Origin of the sequence: Aminobacter sp. BA135, assembly GCF_050859125.1 — a bacterium.
In the GTDB taxonomy this organism is placed as follows: Bacteria; Pseudomonadota; Alphaproteobacteria; order Rhizobiales; family Rhizobiaceae; genus Aminobacter; species Aminobacter ciceronei.
This window is the reverse complement of record NZ_CP139573.1, coordinates 528,110-548,242: the sequence shown is the minus strand read 5'-3', so window position 1 is coordinate 548,242 and position 20,133 is coordinate 528,110. Positions and strand designations below refer to the sequence as shown.

Annotated in this window: 14 protein-coding genes and 2 pseudogenes; 8 read left to right on the top strand and 8 right to left on the bottom strand. The window is 61.2% G+C overall.

Annotated features, from left to right (window positions below; translation table 11 throughout):
* Positions 1-2: 2 nt before the first annotated feature.
* Complete coding sequence (locus SLT36_RS30485) at positions 3-1,433, bottom strand: cytochrome ubiquinol oxidase subunit I (protein WP_432288843.1); 1,431 nt, start codon at positions 1,431-1,433, stop codon at positions 3-5.
* A 361-nt stretch (positions 1,434-1,794) separates the two neighbouring features.
* Here SLT36_RS30485 and SLT36_RS30480 point away from each other — a divergent pair, with 361 nt between their 5' ends.
* Entirely contained in the window at positions 1,795-2,241 is a 447-nt protein-coding gene (locus SLT36_RS30480) for a DUF983 domain-containing protein (protein ID WP_067968489.1), read from the top strand.
* A 121-nt stretch (positions 2,242-2,362) separates the two neighbouring features.
* Here SLT36_RS30480 and SLT36_RS30475 read toward each other — a convergent pair whose 3' ends face one another.
* Positions 2,363-2,599 carry a DUF1344 domain-containing protein gene (locus tag SLT36_RS30475; RefSeq protein WP_432288842.1) on the bottom strand — a complete coding sequence of 79 codons (237 nt, stop codon included), beginning with the start codon at positions 2,597-2,599 and terminating at the stop codon, positions 2,363-2,365.
* A gap of 541 nt (positions 2,600-3,140) precedes the next feature.
* Here SLT36_RS30475 and SLT36_RS30470 point away from each other — a divergent pair.
* Both SLT36_RS30470 and SLT36_RS30465 read left to right on the top strand, forming a co-directional pair.
* Positions 3,141-3,503 (top strand): annotated as a pseudogene (locus tag SLT36_RS30470) (transposase); the annotation flags it as partial.
* 172 nt (positions 3,504-3,675) lie between these two features.
* Positions 3,676-7,446, top strand: a complete 3,771-nt coding sequence (locus SLT36_RS30465) for an FkbM family methyltransferase (RefSeq protein WP_432288840.1) — start codon at positions 3,676-3,678, stop codon at positions 7,444-7,446.
* On the opposite strand, the gene SLT36_RS30460 is transcribed toward SLT36_RS30465, so the two are convergent.
* The 3 genes and pseudogenes from SLT36_RS30460 to SLT36_RS30450 form a co-directional block, all read right to left on the bottom strand.
* Positions 7,346-8,281: an alpha/beta fold hydrolase gene (locus SLT36_RS30460; protein WP_432288838.1), complete on the bottom strand. Its 936-nt coding sequence runs from the start codon at positions 8,279-8,281 to the stop codon at positions 7,346-7,348. The two genes, SLT36_RS30465 and SLT36_RS30460, sit on opposite strands and share 101 nt — an antisense overlap.
* A gap of 31 nt (positions 8,282-8,312) precedes the next feature.
* Positions 8,313-8,501 (bottom strand): annotated as a pseudogene (locus SLT36_RS30455) (DUF1127 domain-containing protein); the annotation flags it as partial.
* A gap of 113 nt (positions 8,502-8,614) precedes the next feature.
* Positions 8,615-8,980, bottom strand: a complete 366-nt coding sequence (locus tag SLT36_RS30450; protein WP_432288837.1) for a hypothetical protein — start codon at positions 8,978-8,980, stop codon at positions 8,615-8,617.
* A gap of 257 nt (positions 8,981-9,237) precedes the next feature.
* Between SLT36_RS30450 and SLT36_RS30445 the strand changes: the two genes are divergently transcribed.
* From SLT36_RS30445 to secD, 4 genes are all read left to right on the top strand, one after another.
* A complete protein-coding gene (locus tag SLT36_RS30445) occupies positions 9,238-12,288 on the top strand; it encodes an ATP-binding protein (protein ID WP_432288836.1) in 3,051 nt (1,016 codons plus the stop codon).
* Positions 12,289-12,353: 65 nt separating this feature from the next.
* Entirely contained in the window at positions 12,354-13,058 is a 705-nt protein-coding gene (locus SLT36_RS30440) for a response regulator (protein WP_432288834.1), read from the top strand.
* A gap of 189 nt (positions 13,059-13,247) precedes the next feature.
* Complete coding sequence (locus SLT36_RS30435; RefSeq protein WP_432288833.1) at positions 13,248-13,577, top strand: hypothetical protein; 330 nt, start codon at positions 13,248-13,250, stop codon at positions 13,575-13,577.
* 99 nt (positions 13,578-13,676) lie between these two features.
* A complete protein-coding gene (gene secD, locus SLT36_RS30430) occupies positions 13,677-16,211 on the top strand; it encodes a protein translocase subunit SecD (RefSeq protein ID WP_432288832.1) in 2,535 nt (844 codons plus the stop codon).
* Between the two features lie 68 nt (positions 16,212-16,279).
* On the opposite strand, the gene SLT36_RS30425 is transcribed toward secD, so the two are convergent.
* A complete protein-coding gene (locus SLT36_RS30425; protein ID WP_432288830.1) occupies positions 16,280-16,543 on the bottom strand; it encodes a DUF1488 domain-containing protein in 264 nt (87 codons plus the stop codon).
* 515 nt (positions 16,544-17,058) lie between these two features.
* Here SLT36_RS30425 and SLT36_RS30420 point away from each other — a divergent pair.
* Positions 17,059-18,414 carry a glucoamylase family protein gene (locus SLT36_RS30420; protein WP_432288828.1) on the top strand — a complete coding sequence of 452 codons (1,356 nt, stop codon included), beginning with the start codon at positions 17,059-17,061 and terminating at the stop codon, positions 18,412-18,414.
* Here the strand turns inward: SLT36_RS30420 and SLT36_RS30415 are convergent.
* A complete protein-coding gene (locus SLT36_RS30415) occupies positions 18,411-19,508 on the bottom strand; it encodes a pyridoxal phosphate-dependent aminotransferase (RefSeq protein WP_432288826.1) in 1,098 nt (365 codons plus the stop codon). The genes SLT36_RS30420 and SLT36_RS30415 overlap by 4 nt on opposite strands.
* Positions 19,509-19,524: 16 nt before the next feature.
* On the bottom strand, positions 19,525-20,124 hold the full coding sequence (locus SLT36_RS30410) for a TetR/AcrR family transcriptional regulator (RefSeq protein ID WP_432288824.1): 600 nt from the start codon (positions 20,122-20,124) through the stop codon (positions 19,525-19,527).
* Positions 20,125-20,133: the final 9 nt, after the last annotated feature.

Here is a 20,133-nt window from a genome sequence, read left to right as displayed (position 1 = left end):
GTTCAGCCTTTCCTGTCGGCGTGGGTCGGCGCGAACATGTCGATCTGCTCGTGGGCGGCAGATAGCGGGCGCGCCGGCCGGCCGGTCATGTCGTCGTCGCCCGGATCATGCTCGTCGACTTCGGGGCCCTTGCCGACCAGCTTGAGCATGTAGCTCGTGCCGATGCCGAAGACGATGAAGTAGACCACGACGAAGACAATGAGGGTGGTGCTCATCGCTAGCACCGAATGGTTCGACACGGCGTCCTTGGTGCGCATCACGCCATAGACGATCCATGGCTGGCGGCCGATCTCGGTGGTGTACCAGCCAGCCAGGATGGCGATCAGGCCGGCTGGACCCATCAGGGTGGCGAAGCGCAGGAACAGCTTCGTTTCGTAAAGTTGCCCCCGCCAGCGCAGCCACAGCCCCCAGGCACCGAGCAGCAGCATCAGCATGCCGAGCCCGACCATGACCCGGAAGCTCCAGAACACTACGGTCGAGTTCGGGCGGTCCTCCTTGGCGAATTCCTTGAGGCCGGGGAACTGGCCGTCCCAGCTGTGTGTCAGGATCAGGCTGCCGAGCTTCGGAACCTTGATCGCGTAAAGCGTCTCTTCCTTTTCCATGTCGGGCCAGCCGAACAGGGTCAGCGGCACGGCTTCGCCGGGCTTGTTTTCCCAATGGCCCTCAAGGGCTGCGATCTTGGCGGGCTGGTGCTTCAGCGTGTTGAGGCCGTGCAGGTCGCCGATCACAATCTGCAGCGGTGCCGAAACCAGCAGCATCCACATTGCCATCGACATCATGGTGCGGACATGGCGGTTGTCGTTGCCGCGCAGCAGATGCCAGGCGCCCGATGCGCCAACGAAAAGGGCGGTCGCCAGATAGGCGGCGACGGTCATGTGCGCCAGGCGGTAGGGGAATGACGGGTTGAAGATGATCTCGAACCAGTTCACCGGGATGACGACGCCGTTGACGATTTCGAAGCCTTGCGGGGTCTGCATCCAGCTGTTGGAGGCGAGAATCCACGTTGCCGAAATCAGCGTCCCGACCGCAACCATGATGGTGGAGAAGAAGTGCAAACCAGGGCCGACCCGGTTCCAGCCGAACAGCATGACGCCCAGGAAGCCGGCCTCGAGGAAGAAGGCGGTGAGCACTTCGTAGGCGAGCAGCGGCCCGGTCACCGAGCCGGCGAAGGCGGAGAAGTAACTCCAGTTGGTGCCGAACTGGTAGGCCATGACAAGGCCCGAGACGACCCCCATGGCGAAGTTGACGGCGAAGATCTTCGACCAGAAATGGTAGAGATCGCGGTAGACGGTATCGCGCTTCCATAACCACAGGCCTTCCAGCACCGCGAGGTAACTTGCGAGGCCGATGGTGATTGCGGGAAAGATGATGTGGAAGGAGATGGTAAAGCCGAACTGTATGCGGGCCAGTTCGAGTGCGGTTAGGCCGAACATCAAGGACCTCTCTTGCATGTACAATCGGCTTGAGCGCGATTGCTGGTCGAAGCGTAATACTCGTCGATTGTCGTCAGGTATTGCTCACACCTTGCAATAGACCCCCATCTTGATCTGCGCAGCGCGGAAAGTCGACGCACCCCGGGGGACATTTTGCCCCATGTGGCGGACCCGCGCAGGCGTCTTACGGCGCGCTCATTCTCCATACAATAGATCCATACATTCATCAATTGTCAGGAATGTATGTGAATTATATGCATATTGCACCTTGCCGGCAAGGCTGAAGCGCCTTATGTGTCGGGGCGTAGGGGCGCGCTGTGGCGTTGCCCGCATGTTTGCGACCCGCAAGGAGGAGACGCGCATGTCTCGGTCCAGATATACGGCGGAGGGGTTTACCCCCACCGACAACCCGATGAAGACGGGTATCAAGGGGCTCTGCCCGCGCTGCCAGATGGGGCACCTGTTCCAGGGCTTCCTGAAGCTTGCGCCGCGTTGCGAGGTTTGCGGGCTCGACTATTCCTTCGCCGATCCGGCCGATGGTCCGGCCTTCTTCGCCATGACCATTGCCGCGGTGCCGGCGCTCGCCTTCGGCGCCTGGTTCCAGACGGCATTCGGCCTGCCGCTATGGGTGCACCTGTTCATCACCTTGCCGCTGACCGTGCTGAGCTGCATGGCGCTGTTGCGACCGCTCAAGGGCTGGCTGGTGTGTTCGCAGTTTTTCCATAAGGCCGAGGAGGGCTCGATCGACTTCGATTGGCACGCCAAGGCCAAGGGCCAGCAGCAGAATGGCCAGACGCCGGCCGCCTGATCAGGCGGAGTATTCGGCGCAGCCCTGCCGCCGTGGCGACCAACAGCAAAAAGCCATGGGCAGGGGCGGCCCATGGCTTTGCGGCAACATCAAGCTGCCTTTGGCGGTGGGGAGATGTCGTTCAGCGCAGGACGCTGGTGACCTTGTCTCCTTCATCGTTGAGCCCGATCGAAACCTTCTCGCCGATCTGGATATTAGGAAGGCCGACGTCGCGCGGCACGGTGAAGCTGTGGCCGTTGTCGAGGGTAATGACGCGAGATGCCGGGCTGAACTCCATGACCACGCCGTTGTTCGACGACGCGAGCGCTGCGCCCGACATCAAGGCGAGGGATGCGGCAGCCAGGATGATCTTCTTCATTTGGTAGTTTCCTTTCTTGGGAGGTGACGCCAACATCGGCGACGTCCCATTTCTAGCGGCGTCCCGTTTCGAGCTGTTTTCAGAGCACGGCGATAAGTGTTTCGTTTGTTTCAGTCCTTGGTGGAATGCGAAACATGGCGCTGCTTGCTAGCTGGAAGGGCAGGTCCCTGTGCTGCTGGAATAGAGGTCGTGCCATCGCAGCCGTGCAGGCTGGCCAGGCACAGGCGCGGGACGATTGGGCGTGGGTCAATCAGGGAGATGATCGTCGCGATCACTGCAGCCAAGCGTGAGCGCGCCGTCCTGGCTCTGTCGAGCCAACTTCAAGGCGACGGGATGAGGAAGGTGGGGCGAGACCGGAGAGGTTTGACCGCATCTCGCGGTGCCGAACGCGATCCGTCGATCGGGCGGAAACGCACGTGCACCGACCGGCAAGCGCCGGTCGGTCAGAGTGAATGGGGGAGTGGCGTTCTAGGGTCCGAACCCATAAAAATGTTGGCATCGCTTGGGGTTTGTGATCCACGCCTTCCGAAAGGGAGAAGTGATGAATCGGGACCATTTCTGGCTTACAGAAGAGCAGTTTCGCCGCATCGAACCTCATCTTCCGACTGACACGCGGGGCAAGGAACGCGTCGACGACCGTCGTGTGATCAGCGGTATCGTTCAGGTTCTGAAGTCGGGCGGGCGCTGGGTCGATGCGCCGCCGGACTACGGGCCGCGCAAGACGCTCTACAATCGGTATGTCCGCTGGGCGGCCAAGGGTGTGTGGACTGATCTCTTTCACGCGCTTGCCAGTGCCGGTGGTCCGCCCGAGCAGGTTCCGATCGACTCGTCCGCCGTGAAGGCGCATCGCTCGGCTTCGGACGGTAAAGGGGGAAGCAAAATCAGGTCACGTGTTGGCCGATCGCCGCCGATGCCATGTCGGGAGCAGCGCCTTTTTACAATGTCTACTTGGCCGGAGCGGATGCGCTGGATATATACTCGTTAGTCGATGTTAGCGGATAGGTTTTCGACTCGCCTTCGGATAGCTGATTGGTCGGAGGTGCGCATGCAAGGGATTTCAAAAGAGTAGCTGCTGAATGAATGCGACCACGGGGACAACAGAGTTCTCCACGCGATATGGGCCTGTGCTCATCAAGACACACGACCGTCCAATTGCAGATTCGTTATCCAAGTACGGCGAATGGGCGCAGATCGAGATCGACTTCCTTGCCCAGTTCATTTCGCCGGGCAGCTTGGTCCTTGATGTCGGCGGCCATGTCGGACTTCACGCTCGTGCATTTGCCAGCCTTAGCAATGATGTGAAGGTCCATTCCTTTGAAGCGCAGCCACAATTGGCGGGCTTGCTGTCGTGCAATGCGGAGAAGTTTGGAGGACGGATCAGTGTTCATCCAGGGGCCATCGGCGAGAGGGCCGGACGTGCATATATCGGGAGGCTGCCTGACGATCGAAACGTGAATGCCGGCGCACAGTCGGTAAGGAGCGTAGCTGGCTCAAATGACATCGCCGTCGAAGTCAGGGCGATCGATGACTATGAGTTCGACCGGGTTGCTTTCATTAAGATGGATATTGAAGGCTATGAGTCCTTTGCCCTGAGAGGCGCCTCCAAGACGATCGATCGCGACAAGCCGGCGATCTTTTGCGAAGTGAACTCCATCGGACATGCTTCCAGCTTGTTTGATGTGATGTCCGCGCACGACTACGTCTCGTACTTTGTATCAACGTCTGCCTACAACACGCAAAACCGCAATGGGGATCCGGAGAACATATTCGGCGTTGCACACGAGACTGCGCTGTTGTTTCTGCCGGCAGATCATCAAGTCCCGTCGCAAGGTCGCGCCAGCGTGTGCAAGAGGGTGGATGGCATAGATGAGCTGGTGCCGTACTTTGTTGCTGCTCCGCGCTATGGCGACGATACGGACCACGATCGGAACTGGGTTGCCCTCAATGAAGAACTGGCCGTTGTAAAGCGTGCGCTTGCGGAAGCCAGGGCCGACGCAAAGTCTCGGCATGCCGATGATGCTGACCGTGACCGCAAGTTGGACGCTCTGAATGAAGAGCAGGCGGTTGCAAAGCGGGCGCTGACCGAAGCCAAAGCTGCGGCCGCATTCCGTTATTCGGATGATGCGGACCCCGACCGGCCCCTCATTGAACAGCTGGCGGTGGTACAGCGCGCGCTGGCCGAGGCCGAGGCCACTGCATCCAGGTTTCAGGCCGAAGCTGCTAAACACCGAAGCGAAATCGCGCGGCTCAATGAGGCAGCCAGCCTGTATCGCATTCGCCTTGACCGCCTGTCTGAATATATTTCGGACGGACAGCTGGCCGCACGTCGGCGAAGTGCACTGGGAACCCTGGCGCGCAAGTTCGGACGTTCGGAACTGGCGCAGATCTGTCGAACTCTGGTCAATTCGGGACTGTTTGACCGCAAGTGGTACAAGGACAGCTACCCGGATGTCGGCGCCTCCCGGCATGAGCCGGTGGTCCACTATGTGCTTTTCGGCGCCTATGAAGGGCGCGATCCATGCAAGGGCTTTGATACCTCCTACTACCTTGAAAACAATGCGGACATCCGCAACTGGGGCGGAAACCCGCTGCTGCATTACATCGAGCGTGGCGAGAAGGAGGGCAGGTGGCCGAACGAAAACTTCGATCCCGCATCCTATCTCAATGCCAATCCGAATGCGGACAGGACGAAGATGCTGCTAAGCCAGCATCTTCAGGGCGCCGGTCGCGACGACCATTTCAAGCCGTCATTTCGCCCGGCAGCTCCAGACTGGGGTGATTTCGAGGCGTTGGCCGCTCAGATCGCTGCTCCCGTCGCGTCGTCTGCCACGGTTGACGTGATTGTTCCTGTCTATCGCGGCTACGACGACACGCTGGCTTGCATCATGTCGGTGCTGATGAGCACAAACAGGACCGATCTCGAGCTGATCGTTGTCGATGATGCCTCGCCGGAGCCCGAGCTGTCGCGCGCGCTCGATCGGCTTGCCGGGATGGGCCTCATCACGCTGCTGCGAAACCAGAAGAATTTGGGTTTTGTCGCGACAGTGAACCGCGGCATCGCCCTGCACCCCGATCGTGACGTGCTGTTGTTGAACAGCGATACCCTGGTCTTCAACGACTGGCTCGACCGGCTTAAAGATCACGTCACGGGTGGCGAGGTGGCGACTGTGACGCCGTTCACCAACAACGGCACGATCTGTAGCTATCCGAAATTCTGCAAGGACAATCCGGGCGAACTGGATGTTCCCTTCGCCAAGATCGACGAGTATGCGGCTGCGGCAAACCGGGGCACCGCAGTCGAGGTGCCGACGGGTGTCGGCTTCTGCATGTATGTTACGCGCGCAACATTCACGAAGATCGGCGACTTCGACGTCAAGACCTTTGGCCGCGGCTATGGCGAGGAGAATGATTTCTGCGTTCGGGCCGAGGCGCAGAACATGCGCAACTTGCACGCGCTGGATGTCTTTGTCTTCCATTCAGGCGAGACGTCATTCAGCTCGGGGGCTGCACAGGCCAAGAAGGACGGCTACCGCGCGCTGGTCAAGAAGCACCCTCAATACCCCGGCGCTGTCGCGCGTTACCTCTCTGCCGATCCCGCCAAAGCTGCACGTGCACGGCTGGACATCGCCCGTCTGGTCGAGGGTCGACTTGCTCGTGTCGTGCTTTGCTTTACCCACGGCTGGGGTGGCGGCATCGATCGCTACCTTGCTGACCGTGCGGCTGCCGGCATGTCGAGCGGAGAAGCGCTGCTTTGTGCCGTGCCCGTGCGGGATGGCACGGCGTTCAGAATCACCAATGCCGCATCGCAGGGCGATTTCGCAAATCTCGAACCCTTTGCGGTGGAAGGCAGCCTTTCGACGCTTGCCGAGCAACTCCGGGGCATCGTTTCGCATATCCAGGTCCACAGCACAGTTCGCTGGTCAAGCAAGATCCTCGATCTGGTTCCGGATCTGGCGCGCGAGCTGGGCGTAGCCTATGGCGTCATGCTGCATGACTATGTGCCCGTCTGCCCCCAGATAACCCTGATCGACAGCTCGGGGCACTATTGCGGTGAAACAGGATCCGAGCAGTGCAACCGGTGCATCGGTGAAAACCCCACATCCCCCAGCACCATTCATCCTGACTGGCATTCCGCCGACATGGCGGACATTGACGCCTGGCGGCAGCGATACAGTGACTTCATTTCGGGAGCCGATGAAGTGGCCGCGCCGAGCCAGGACGTCATCCAGCGCATGGCGCGCTATCATCCCGGTCGCAAAATCGTCCTGCGTCCGCACGCTGAGTCGGACAGGCCGTTTGCCCGTAAGGTTGCTCTTCCATACGTAGGCGGCGTGCTGAAAGTCGTCACCATCGGTGCCATCGGCGACCACAAGGGCGCCCGCATATTGGAAGCCTGCATCGACGATGCTCGAGGCCGCGAGCTTCCTATCGCGTTTTCGATCGTCGGTTTCACGAGTAGCCCCAAGCTTAATGGCTCCTCGGAGATCCAGATTACGGGCGGCTACAACGAGGATGAGGTATTCAACGCGCTAGACGATGTGAAGGCGCATGTCGCCCTGCTGCCCTCCGTTTGGCCGGAGACCTATTCCTATACGCTGTCCATAGCGCTGGAGGCAGGTTATCCGGTCTGCACGTTCGACATGGGAGCCCCAGCCGAGCGCCTGCGCGCCTTGGGCACGGGATTGCTGCTGCCGCTGGAGACGATGTCGGACCCGGCGAGTATTAATGACATGCTTCTGGATCAGTTTAATCAGACCAAAAACGGGTCCTGCGAGCGTCGTGACTTGGCCCATTCGGCACCGTCGTACCCGAAGCGATGCCAACATTTTTATGGGTTTGGACCCTAGAACGCCGCGGCTTTAGGACGGAGGGTACGCGGTCGGCGGCTCGCAAATGTGCTGAAATCATCGGATTGACGATGTGGGGGTCGGTCAGCAGCGCCATATGCCCGGCATCGGCAACCATCGCGAGCCGTGCGTCGGGAACGGTTTCGGCCACCATTTCGGTGACACGCAAGCTGGCGACAGGGCTGTCCAGTGCCATTATAGCAAGTGTCGGGCAATCGAGCCGGCGGCAGCGGCTTGCCGGCCAGGCTGCTGCAAGTGCTGCGGCAAAATCCCGAACCACTTGATCCGCATGATGCTCAAGCTCTTGCCGGAGGCTTTCGCTGGTCCGGCGCCAGGCCCCTGCGCCATGCCAGAAGTCGATATAGGCGCGCATGCCGGCTGACGGGCCGGAGGCACGTGCTGTTGTCGCCAGTTTCTCGGCCATGCCGGCAAGCTCGGCGAACAAGGCCAGATCCGACGGAGCCCCGGCGCGCAGCAGATGGAACAATGCGGGCTCGATCAGCGTCAGGCTTTTGACCAGTTGCGGCCGTAACAGCGCTATTTCCAACGCCACTGCCGCACCATGCCCATGTCCGACAAGGTGCATCGGCTCCGCCATCGCGCCAATGACGACGCCGGCAACATCGGGGATGTTGCCGGCCGTCCGATTGCTGCCGTAACGAGACAGATCAGGCGCGATCAGCCGGTGGCGGCCGCGCAGGTAGTCCGCGGTGCCCTGCCACAGCCTGCCTGTATTCGCAGAGCCGTGCAGCGCGAGTACGGTGTTGCTGAGTATAGGTTGGCAGATTGGGCCCGGGTCGGACTGCCAGCTAGCGCTATTCCACATCGTGTTCATGGCCGCGCTTCCGGTCACCGGATGGATTGCTGACAAGCGACTGGATTTCAGAGCGGGCCACGCCGATGTCCTTGAGCAGGTAGTCGTCAAGTTCCCCAAGGTTCCACACCGCGCGGCGATGGGCGCGATGCAGCCAGAATGCCCGATGGGCGGCCGCGATCCGCGAAGCCAGCGACGAAACGAGGCCGGCTGCGGGTGATCGGATGGTCAGGGTAGTCATGTCCTGGAACTCCTTTGAGCTGTGCCAAGTCGGCGATACTGATCTAGACCTCTCCTGTTTCGGGCATGTTCCCGGCATCGGGAGAAGTGTTTCGTTTGTTTCAGTGGCGATGTTTAGTCGATCTGCGGGTTGCCGCAGGGCGCATGACGGCTGCCCGGGCGAGCAGGGACGTCAACCGCCATCGAAGCTGCTGACGAAAGCCCGATCGAGCCGCGTCCGTTGTCGCCCGTTGCTGACAGTGGCAGGCCGCTGAACAGGCGGCGCGACGTGAGCCGCCCTGGTGTCGCGCCCAGCGACACACGTGAATAGACGTCGGTTCGCTGCTTCTTCACGATGCGCGGGGACGTTGCGTTAGCAGGGTCGTGCAGTGACGACATCATCCCGGCGGGTGGGAATTGAAAGGTGGAAGCGATGTCGTAAGCATGCGCCATGCCGAAGGTCGGCAGTACAGCGCAAAAGGCTAGAATGGTCGATCGCATCTCATGTCTCCTTGGGGGACGTTCGCGTTCTCGACCTTGCCGGGCGCCTCGCCTGCGGAAGGGCCGCCTATCAACATCCCGTGGGTTTTTGATAGACTGGATGCTTCCGCATGCCGGAGCCGACCCAACGAAGTCGACATGGCGGAAGTTAGCTCAGGCCTGTTTCGACGCTTTTTCTGAGTCTAGGAAAAAGGTTTCGTTTGTTCGCGCGATTGCGCGAAAATGGCTCTCATGCCGAAATAATTGAAACAAAGTGAGTGAGTTTCGACCTCATATCGAAACAGAGGGCTTGTAATCATCCGCCGCGCTCACGCCGCCGTGATGTGGCCGCGCCTAGGATTGAGGAGACCATCATGCGAGCTGGTGATCCGGCCGTGAATGTTCGGACGGGCTACGCGCTTTTCGACAGCGAAGACATGCTTGTCGATGCCAACGCCGAGATTTTCGGCGGCATGATCCAGCCGCGCGGCGAGCAGCAGCCGATGAATATCATCTCGGCAGTCGCCAAGGTTCTCAGACAATTCATCAGCTTCGATGGTCTCGCGGTGGAACAGACCGATGACTTCGTTCGGCGCGCCGCGTTGCGCTGGCGGCAGCCGAACGTGCCGCCGATCGAGGCGCAAACCGTCGACGGCGCCTGGAAACTGCTAACGAGCCACCCCCGCCTTGGCACCGGCATCGCGCTGATCAGCACCGACATCACCGAAATGAAGCTGGCCCAGATCGCACATCTCAACAGCGCCGAGATCTTTCGTTGTATCACCGACAGCCATCCGCTGCCGGTCTGGGTCGTCGACGAAGAAAGCAAACAGATCCTTTATGAGAGCCTCGACGGGTCGCACCTGCTTGGCCGCAAATGGCAGCCGCAACAGCAACAGCGCCTCACCGACCATTTTGTGAACCCGGACGAATTCGATCAGGCCTGTCGCCATGTCTACGGCAACGACATCCTGCGTGACTGCGAGATTGAGATGCAGCGCGAAGATGGCTCCCATGTCTGGTGCTCGACGAACTGGCGGCGAAGCGTCTTTCGTTCGCGCCCGTCGCTGGTCATCGGGGTTCTCGACATCACCGAGCGCAAGAAAGCCGAAGCAGCGGAACGCGAGGCGACGTCGCTGATGCAGCGGGTGCTGGACGCTTGCCCGTCGCCGACGCGCATGTCGACGATCGAAGGCGAGACTCTCTATGCCAATCCCGCCAGCCGGGAACTCTATGGCGATCGCCCTCACATCGCGGACTATTATGTCAACCCGGCCGACCGGAAAATTCTGGTCAGCACACTGCTCGACAAGGGCAGCATCGACGACTTCCGTGTGCGACAATACTGTTCCGACGACACTATCTTCTGGGGCTCGCTGTCGGCGCGGCTGATCGACTTCCAGGGCAAGAAGGTGATCGTTTCCAATGCGACGAACATCAACGCCATGATCATGGCGCAGCAACAGACGCGCCAGGCAAACAACCGCCTGACCGACGCGATCGAGTCGCTGGCCGAAGGGTTCGCGCTTTATGACAAGGACGATTGCCTGGTGCTGGCCAACAGCCAGTATAGGAAGATGCATGCCATCTGCGCCGACGTGCTGGTCCCCGGGGTGAACTGGTTCGACTTCCTGCGGGTGACTGCTGAACGCAGCCAGTTCCGTGTTCCCGGCGACAAGATCGACGAGTGGCTGGCCGAGCGGGCGAGGGACCGGCGCGAGTACCGGCAGCAGGAATTCCAGCATGCAGACGGCGGCTGGTTTTTCGTTTCGAACAGCCCGACCCGGGAGGGCGGCTTCGTCGTCACCCGCCTCGACATAACCGAGCGCAAGCGGGCCGAACTGGCGGCCAAGGAAGCAGACGATCTTGTGCGCAGGGTCCTGGAGGCCAGCCCCGTCAGCATCCAGATGACGCGTGCCCATGACGGCAAGCAGCTCTACAGCAGTCCGGCGACGACGCGATTGCTGGGCGACGTCGTTGGCGCGCTCGACCACTTCGCCAGTCAGGCGCATCGCGACGAATATGTCGAACGCCTGCTGCGTGATGGCGCTGTCGATGAATTCGAAACACAGCTCAAGCGCAGCGACGGCCAGACATTCTGGTGCTCGATCTCGTCGCGACTGATCGATTTCCATGGCGAGCAGGTCATCGTCTCCCATACGCACGACCTGAGCGACCGCATCGAGTTGCAGAAGCAGGTCGAGCACCAGCGCGAGAAACTGCACCAGAACGAGAAGCTGTCGGCGCTTGGCGGGTTGCTGGCCGGCGTTGCCCATGAGCTGAACAATCCGCTGTCGGTGGTGCTCGGCATGTCGCTGACGTTGAAGGAAACATCGGTCGACGCCAAGACGGTCGAGCGAGCCGAGAAGATCAGCAAGGCAGCGGAACGCTGCGCCCGTATCGTCAAGACCTTCCTGGCAATGGCCAGGCAGCAGCCGACGCGCGCCACGAATGTGTCGATAGACGAGGTTGTTTCGGCAGCTCTCGAAGTGGTCAACTATTCGATCCGGTCTTCCGACATCCAGCTCATGTTCGATCTCGAGCCGGATCTGCCGGCGATCTGGGGTGACCCCGATCAGCTCAGCCAGGTGCTGATCAACCTGCTGGTCAATGCCGAGCACGCGCTCCACCATTGGGAGGGGTCAAGGAAGATACTCGTTGCCACGGGAAGGCATCCGGAATGCGGCAACATCACCATCAGTGTCACCGATACTGGCCCAGGGATTGCGGAAGAAATCCTGCCGCGCATCTTCGAGCCGTTCTTCACCACCAAGGAGGTGGGCGCCGGTACGGGCATCGGGCTGTCCTTCTGCCATCGCATCATCCAGGCCCATCAGGGAACCCTTGAGGTTGAAACCGTGCCTGGCGGTGGCTCGACCTTCATTGTCTCGCTGCCGGCTTCCGACCGGTTCGTCGAAACATCAGGACCCGCTGACGAAGAACCGGCCAACTCAGCCGGCCTGTCATGCCTGGTGGTGGATGACGAAAGCGAGGTTGCCGACCTGATCGCGGAAGTCTTGATGCGCGACGGCTTCAATGTCGTCGTCGCGCGGTCAGGCGAAGAGGCTCTGACGCAGCTCAGGAAGCGGACGTTTGCCGTCATCCTGAGCGACCTGAAGATGCCTAGCATGGATGGCCGGCGGCTCTACAACTACATCGCCGACTACCACCCGGCCGAAGTCGACAGGCTCGCCTTCCTGACCGGCGACACGATCAGCCCCGAAGCGCAGGTGTTCCTGCGCGCCACCAAGCGGCCCTATCTGGAAAAGCCGGTGAAGCCGATCGAACTGCGCCGGTTTGTTTCAGGCCTGGTCGTCAGGCAGGTGTGAGGGATGTCGTTTGATTTGCCGCCCTCGCCGAAGCGAGGTAGTTTTCCAGTCGAGGTGAGGACCCGGTGACTGCCATTTCGCAGATCGTCGTTTGCGATGACGAGCCCGATGTCCGCGAAATGGTCGCGGAATATCTGGAACGCCACGGCTATGCTGTGACGACAGCCGATGCCGGGCCGGCCTTGCGCCAGATCGTCGAGAGCCAGCCCGTCGATGTCGTGATCCTCGATATCCGCATGCCCGGCGAAGACGGCCTCTCGCTGGCGCGCTACCTGCGCGAGCACTCCGAGGTGGCGATCATCATGCTGACGGGCTCGGCTGAGATCATCGACCGGGTCGTCGGTCTCGAGATCGGTGCCGACGACTATATCGGCAAGCCGGTCGACCTGCGCGAATTGCTGGCGCGGGTGAAGGCCGTGCTGCGCAGGACAACGGGCAGGGATCGTGTTTCAGAAAATGCGCTTGGGCCCCAGAGTGCCCAGTTCGGCAGCTGTCGATTGGACCTTGAGCAGCGCAAGCTGTTCGACGCCGATGGCCTTGATATTGCGATCACCCCGATGGAGTTCCGGCTGCTCAAAGTGTTCGCAGAGAACCGTGGGCGGATACTCAACCGTGACCAGTTGCTCGAACTTGCGCATGATCGGGGCTGGGATCCGTTCGACCGCAGCATCGACATCCGAATTTCGCGGCTGCGCAAGAAAATCGAGACTGACCCGACAAAGCCCGAGGTGATCAAGACCATTCGCGGGGTCGGATATCTCTACGCCTGATCAGGCAACAGGCCTTGCGTTTGCACCGGTGTGCTCGCCTCAGGCAGCGAGACTTGCTTGGCGTATCCATCAAAATGCCGTACTGGGAGGCTTCTTGGGCAATTCAGCTCCAGAGATCACGGACCGCGCCACCGCCTGATGCACCAGACCAAGGCATATAGATCGCTTGCGACCGGCTTTTTGCCGGCCATGCTGCTGTGCTTGGCGGTGATGCTTGGCGGGTCGCTGGTCGACAGCCTGCCTCAGGCATCGGGTGCCACAGAGCCCGCTTCGGGTCAGATGGACGCCCGCGGACGGCATGGCGGCCCCGCCATTCCCGAACGATCGTTCGTCGTCGTCGATTGGCGTAGCGTCAAGGCGATGCCGCAGCACGATGACGGCAAGTCGGCAATCATCCCTTCCAGGATGGACACGCTTGCGATGGCCATTGCCCGTCCGCAGGCCGATCTCGTCTTGGAGACGGATGTCTTGCCCTCTGGGCCGACCTATGGCGCTCGCGCGCCGCCAGCAATCTCCTGACCATTTGTGGTTGGTGCGGCCCGACGCCGCGCCGCTGAACGAACAGCCGTCGTCCGCGCGTCCCGACGCCGCGGCGACGGCCTTTGCAGGATAGATCATATGCGGACCTCCCGATGGGTGGTGTGGACATACACCATCATCATTCTGGCCGGCATCATTGCCGCGCTTCCCAACGTTCTGACCGCCAAGCAACTGGCGGCATTGCCAAGCTGGTTCCCGAAACAGCAGGTCACGCTCGGCCTCGATCTCCAGGGCGGCTCGCACCTGGTGCTTGAAGTCGATGCGGCGGCACTGAAGACAGACCGCCTGCGCTCGCTGCTCGACGATGTGCGCGGCGCCCTGCGCAAAGAGCGCATCAACGCATCCTCGGCGCGGCTTGCCGGCGATGCCATTGTCGTCAACATCGCCGACGATGCGCAGCGCGCAAAGGCGCTGGCAACGCTGCAGGCACTGGCTGTTCCCGTCAGTGGCGGCCTCGGCCTTGGCGGCGGCAAGCCGGACATCGAGGTCACCACTGCCGACAAGCAGATCAAGGTCGTGCTGACCGAGGCTGGCCAGCGCGACAAGCTCGACGCAGCCCTTCAGCAGAGCCTCGAGATCGTGCGCCAGCGTGTCGACCAGGTCGGCGTTGCCGAGCCGACGATCCAGCGGGTCGGCAGCGACCGCATGCTCGTCCAGCTACCCGGCCTGCAGGATCCGACCCGTTTGCGTGAGCTGCTCGGCAGCACCGCCAAGATGACGTTCCACATGGTGGCCAATGTCGCCAATGGCGAACCGTTGCCGCGTGGCGTCACCATGCTGCCCGACGCCAAGTCCGGCGCACAATATCCCGTCGAGGACCGTGTCGCGCTCGATGGCGCACGCCTCACCGATGCGCGCGCCGGCTTTGACCAGCGCACTCAGGAACCGCTCGTTTCGTTCCGCTTCGACAGCGTCGGCGCGCGCCAGTTCGCCGAGATCACCGCCGCCAATGTCGGCAAGCCATTCGCCATCGTGCTCGACGGCAAGGTGCTGTCGGCGCCAAACATCCGCGAACCGATCACCGGCGGTTCGGGCCAAATCAGCGGCAGCTTCAGCGTTGAAGAGACCGTGACGCTGTCGGCGCTGCTGCGCGCCGGCGCGCTGCCGGCACCGCTGACCGTCATCGAAGAGCGCACCGTCGGTCCCGACCTGGGCGGCGACGTCATCAAGATGGGCATCTACACCGGCATCGCCGGCTTCGTGGCCGTCGTGCTGTTCATGGTGGCGCTCTATGGCACCTGGGGCATGATCGCAAATTTCGCGCTCTTGCTGCACCTGATCCTGACCTTCGGTGTGTTGACGCTGATCGGCGGCACGCTGACCCTGCCTGGCATTGCAGGCATCATTCTCGGCATCGGCTTCGGCGTCGACGCCAACATCCTGATCAATGAACGCATCAGGGAAGAGTCGAAGAAGGGGCTCAGCGCCTTCGCCGCCTTGGACAACGGCTTCAAGCGCGCCTACTCGACGATTGTCGACGCCAATGTGACGTCGCTCATCGCCACCGGCCTGCTGTTCATGTTCGGCTCCGGTCCGGTGCGTGGCTTCGCCATTACCATGTTCCTCGGCACCTGCCTGTCGATGTTCACCGCAGTTTCTGTGACCCGTATCCTGATGGCGGCAGTCGTTCGCCGCAGGCGCCTGAAGACGATCACCATCGAACCGCTGGTCCGCTTCTTCCCGGAAAAGACCTCGATCTCGTTCATGAAGGCGCGTTATCTCGGTATCGGCATGTCGATCTTCCTGTCGCTGGCCTCGATCGGCCTGTTCTTCAAGCCGGGCCTCAATTACGGCATCGACTTCAAGGGCGGCATTCAGGTCGAGATCGCGACGTCGACGCCGGCCGACCTGGCGCAACTGCGCAGCACGCTGGGCGGCTTGAACATCGGCGAGGTAGCGCTGCAGCAGATCGGCAGCGACGGCAACGTGCTGATCCGTGTCCAGCGCCAGGAGGGCGGCGAGGTGGCGCAGACCGCTGCCGTCGACACCATCAAGTCAGCGGTGCAGAAGCTCGACCCGAGCGTGAAGTTCGAACGCACCGAAGTGGTCGGACCGAAGGTCAGCGGCGAGCTGGCGCAGTCCGGCATCATGGCGGTGGTGCTGGCAGCCCTTGCCATGCTTGTCTACATCTGGTGGCGCTTCGAATGGAACTTTGCCATCGGCGCCATCGCCACGCTGGTGCTGGATACCACCAAGATGGTCGGCTTCTTCGCGCTGTTCGGGCTGGACTTCAACCTGACGGCCATCGCCGCGCTTTTGACCATCATCGGCTATTCGGTGAACGACAAGGTGGTCGTCTACGACCGCATGCGTGAGAACCTGCGCCTCTACAAGAAGATGCCGCTGCGCGAGATCATCGACATGAGCATCAATCAGGTGTTCGCGCGTTGTATTTACACCTCCGTCGCCATCCTGCTGTCGATGTTGCCGATGGCGATCTGGGGCGGCAGCGCGGTCGAGAACTTCGCCGTCCCGATGGTCTTCGGCGTGTTCATCGCAACGACGTCGTCGATCTTCATCGCAGCACCGATCCTGCTCCTGCTCGGTGATTGGTGGCAGCATCGTCATGCCGGCCGCGAGCCATCGACTGCGGTTGCCGCAACCAAGGCCTAGCTGTCCCTGTCGGAGCAGTCCTTGTGGCGGCTCCGACAAAGGCCGACCTCAGGCCGGCCGGAAGCGCGTCACTTAAAGTCGTATGCGGTCAGCACATACAGGCGCTTGCGCCCGTGAGAATAGACTTCACGAGCGACGTCCTGGATTGAGATGCGAGCTGCATCGAAGGCGGCAAGATATCGTGTTTCATTGTCAACCGCCGGCTGGCTGGCTTTGAGCGCCTGGACCTCGACGAAAAACGGAACTTCGAACGTGCCGTCGTATCCAAGGAAACGTATGGCTTTTCTCGTGGCGTCATAACTGCGGCTTCTGTTGGGAAAGGCAAGTGTCATCGGTTGCTCCAATACAATGTCGTCGGGAAGATCAGGTTGCCGAAGGGCGCCCAACAAATGGTGAGCCACCAAGGCGCTAGGTCCCAGGGGTAGCTTTGGCTTCCTGCGGATCGGAACCCAAACGTCCATCGCCTGGAAATCGGTTCGCGGGTCTAATCAGGGGCGCCGATCGCGCTCATGTTTTCGGAATTCAGACAGTTGGAAGACAAGGGTGTCCTCCTTTCAGTTGGGGCCAGGGCACGATGGCCGCCCTCAATCAGCCGCGCCCTAAGACGAGCGGCCGACAATCGACCCTGCGCCTTTATCAAGTTCCCGTCTATGCGGATTGTGAAATATTTCGCGCGGCAAACAATTCTGAAATGGCAAAGAGCAGAGCCACGTAATGCGTGGCGTGTTGCATTTGGATTTGCTTGCGCTGGGCAAAGTCAAGTGCCGAGGGCGTATGGATTGGGGTGCGTCTGGATAGCTTGCGCGAATGAGCATCTCAACGACGCATTTGGCTGCATACTGGCTTCATGATTCTTGCCTCCTGTCGGATGCCCGACCTTCCAAACGATGCGCTTGAATTTGCTGATGACGCGCTGCTCGATATCGTGCAGCGGCAGACGATCCGCTATTTCTGGGAGGGTGCCCATCCGGTCAGCGGTCTTGCCCGCGACCGCCAGAAGACCGCCGGCGATGCGCCGAACGATCTCGTGGCGATCGGTGGTTCCGGCTTCGGGATCATGGCCATCATCGTTGCGGTGGAGCGCGGCTGGGTCGATCGCGCTGAAGCCCTTCATCGATTGCATCGGATGCTCGATCTGCTTGAGGGCTCGCCGCGCTACCACGGCATGTTGCCGCATTTCATCAACGGCAGTACGGGCGACACCATTCCGTTCCGACGAAAGGACGATGGCGCTGACATCGTCGAGACGGCGTTTCTATTTCAGGGCCTGATTTGTGCCCGCGAATATCTTGATCAGACTGCGAGCGAGGAGCAGCGCTTTCGCGCTCGGGTGAACACGCTGCTGGCTCAGGCCGAGTGGGACTGGTTTGCGCGGAAAGGCAAGCTCTACTGGCACTGGAGCCCCAGACATGGCTGGGCCATGAACAGTCCGATCGAGGGTTGGAACGAGTGCCTCCTTGCATTCGTTCTTGCGGCGGGATCGCAGCATCATGCCATTGATCCGGATTGCTACCACGACGGTTTTGCTCGCGCCCCAACCTTTGAAAACGGGCGTAACTACAACGGAATCGTCCTGCCGCTTGGACCTAACTTTGGCGGGCCGCTCTTTTTCACGCACTACTCCTTTTGCGGGCTCGATCCCAACGGTCTCAGCGATCGCTATGCAGACTATTGGCAGCAAAATACTTGCCACGCATTGATCAACCACCAGCATTGCGTGCTCAACCCGCATGGTCACAAAGGCTATGGCGCGGATTGCTGGGGGCTTACCGCGTCTCATGGGCCGACTGCCTACATCGCGCATGCTCCTGACAGGGATGTCGGGGTCATCACGCCGAGTGCGGCCCTGTCGAGCTTTCCTTATGTGCCCGACCAGGCGATGGCCGCCCTACGCGGTTTCCTGACCAAGCCGAGGGATCGTATCTGGGGTCGTTTCGGCTTTGTCGATGCGTTCTGCGAAAACCGCAACTGGTATGCCCGGACCTATCTGGCCATAAACCAGGGCCCCATCGTTGCAATGATCGAAAACCACAGAACCGGGCTCTTGTGGAAGCTGTTCATGGGGGCACATGAAGTCCGGCTTGGTCTTGCCAGGTTGGGTTTCACCAGAACTGGAGCCAAAGAGCAGAAGGACCACCTAGGTGCGGACGCCGTTCACGCTTCGCCCTCCCGGCGCAAAGCAGCTGGGTTTGTTGCGACCTAGCCGTTGGCGGCACGTACCTCGATGCGCAACAGGGCGAGCATTTCATCGAGATCGGCCCGGTCGGCGATCGAGATGCGCAGCCATTCCGGCAAGCCGTAGTCTTCGTTCGAGCGGATGATGAAACCTTGCCTGGCCAGCCGCGCCACGGTCTCCTGGGCCCAACCGGCATAGGCGCCGGGCAGGCGGACGAAGGCGAAGTTTGCGGCACTCGACGAAATCTCGAAGCCAAGCTTGCGCAGTTCGCCTTCGAGATAGTCGCGTTCTTCGGCGGTGCGGGTCCGCACGTGCTGGACGAAGTCCTGTTCGCCGACCGCGACAGTAGCCGCCACCTGCGCCAGTCCGTTGACGTTGCCGATGCCGCGGACATTGTTCAGCGCCGAAACCACCTCCGGATAAGCATAGGCCCAGCCGGCGCGTGCGGAGGCCAGGCCGTAGGCCTTGGAGAAGGTGCGGGTGACGATGACGTTGGGGTGGTGATCGGCGATCTCGAAGGTCGCGACCGCCTCGGCCGGGTCGACATATTCGGCATATGCGGCGTCGAGCACCAGGACGACGTGTGATGGCAGTTCGCGAGCCAGACGCGCCACCTCGTCCATCGGCACCACCGAGCCGGTGGGATTGTTGGGATTGGCGAGGAAGACGACGCGCGTCTTGGGCGTAACGGCGGCCAGCAGCGCATCGACATCGACAGAGAAGTCGGGGCCAAGCGGTGCTTCGACCGCCTTGGCGCCGAGGCGGTAGGCAACGATGGCGAACTGCAGGAAAGAATAGGCCGGAAACAGGATCTCGTCGCCGGCGCGTGCATAGACGCGGCCGACGGCATCGAGCAATTCCTCCGAGCCGTTGCCGCAGACGATGCGGGCGGGGTCGAGATTGAACTGCTTGCCGATCGCCGCGCGCATCGTTCCGCAGTTCGGGTCGGCATAACGATAGACGTTGGGAGCTGCCTCGCGAATAGCCTCGACCACCCCGGGCGCCGATCCGAGCCAGCTTTCGTTGAGGCCGAGATTGACGACGCGTGCCGCACCCGTGGTGTCGATTTTCTTGACGACGGTCAGCGTTCGGGCGGACAGGTAAGGTACTGGCAGGGACATTTCGTTTCCTTGAAGTCTAGTCGGAGCCGATCAGGATCTTGGTGTAGAGCGAGCGGAAGCGCTTGCGGTCCGCCGGCGGCTCCTTGAAGTGAGTGGCGTAGTAGCCGATCTGCTGGAAATAGGTGATGCGGGCGCGGATCAGGCTCTCGTCCTGGTCATAGCCCATCGCGGCAAAAGCCCGGACAAGCAGCGCCATACGAAAATCGTCCTGTGCCTGCACCTTGCGGGCGATCACTGCCGAACCGCGCGCCCAGTCGCGGATGGCGAGATCAAGCCGCGGGCTGAACGGGTCCTCCCTGATCCACACGCCGGTTACCGCGTCGAAGAAGGTCGGGCCGTCGATGACCTCCTGATCGATGAGCGCCTCGAACGGCTTGCAGTTGCGCTGACGCCATTCCTCGAGAAGGCTGTCGAGCAAATCCTTGAGGTTCCTGAAGTGGAAGTAGAAGCTGCCGCGCGTGACCTTCAGCTGTTTCGACAGGTGATCGATCTTGACGTTGGCGATGCCCTTCTTTTCCAGCGCAGCGATGGCAGCGGCAATCCACGCCTCGCGCGACAGCGTTTTCCGTGCTTCGGACCTGGCCGATCGTTCGGGAGACGTCGGGCTGCGCTTCATCTCGTCGTT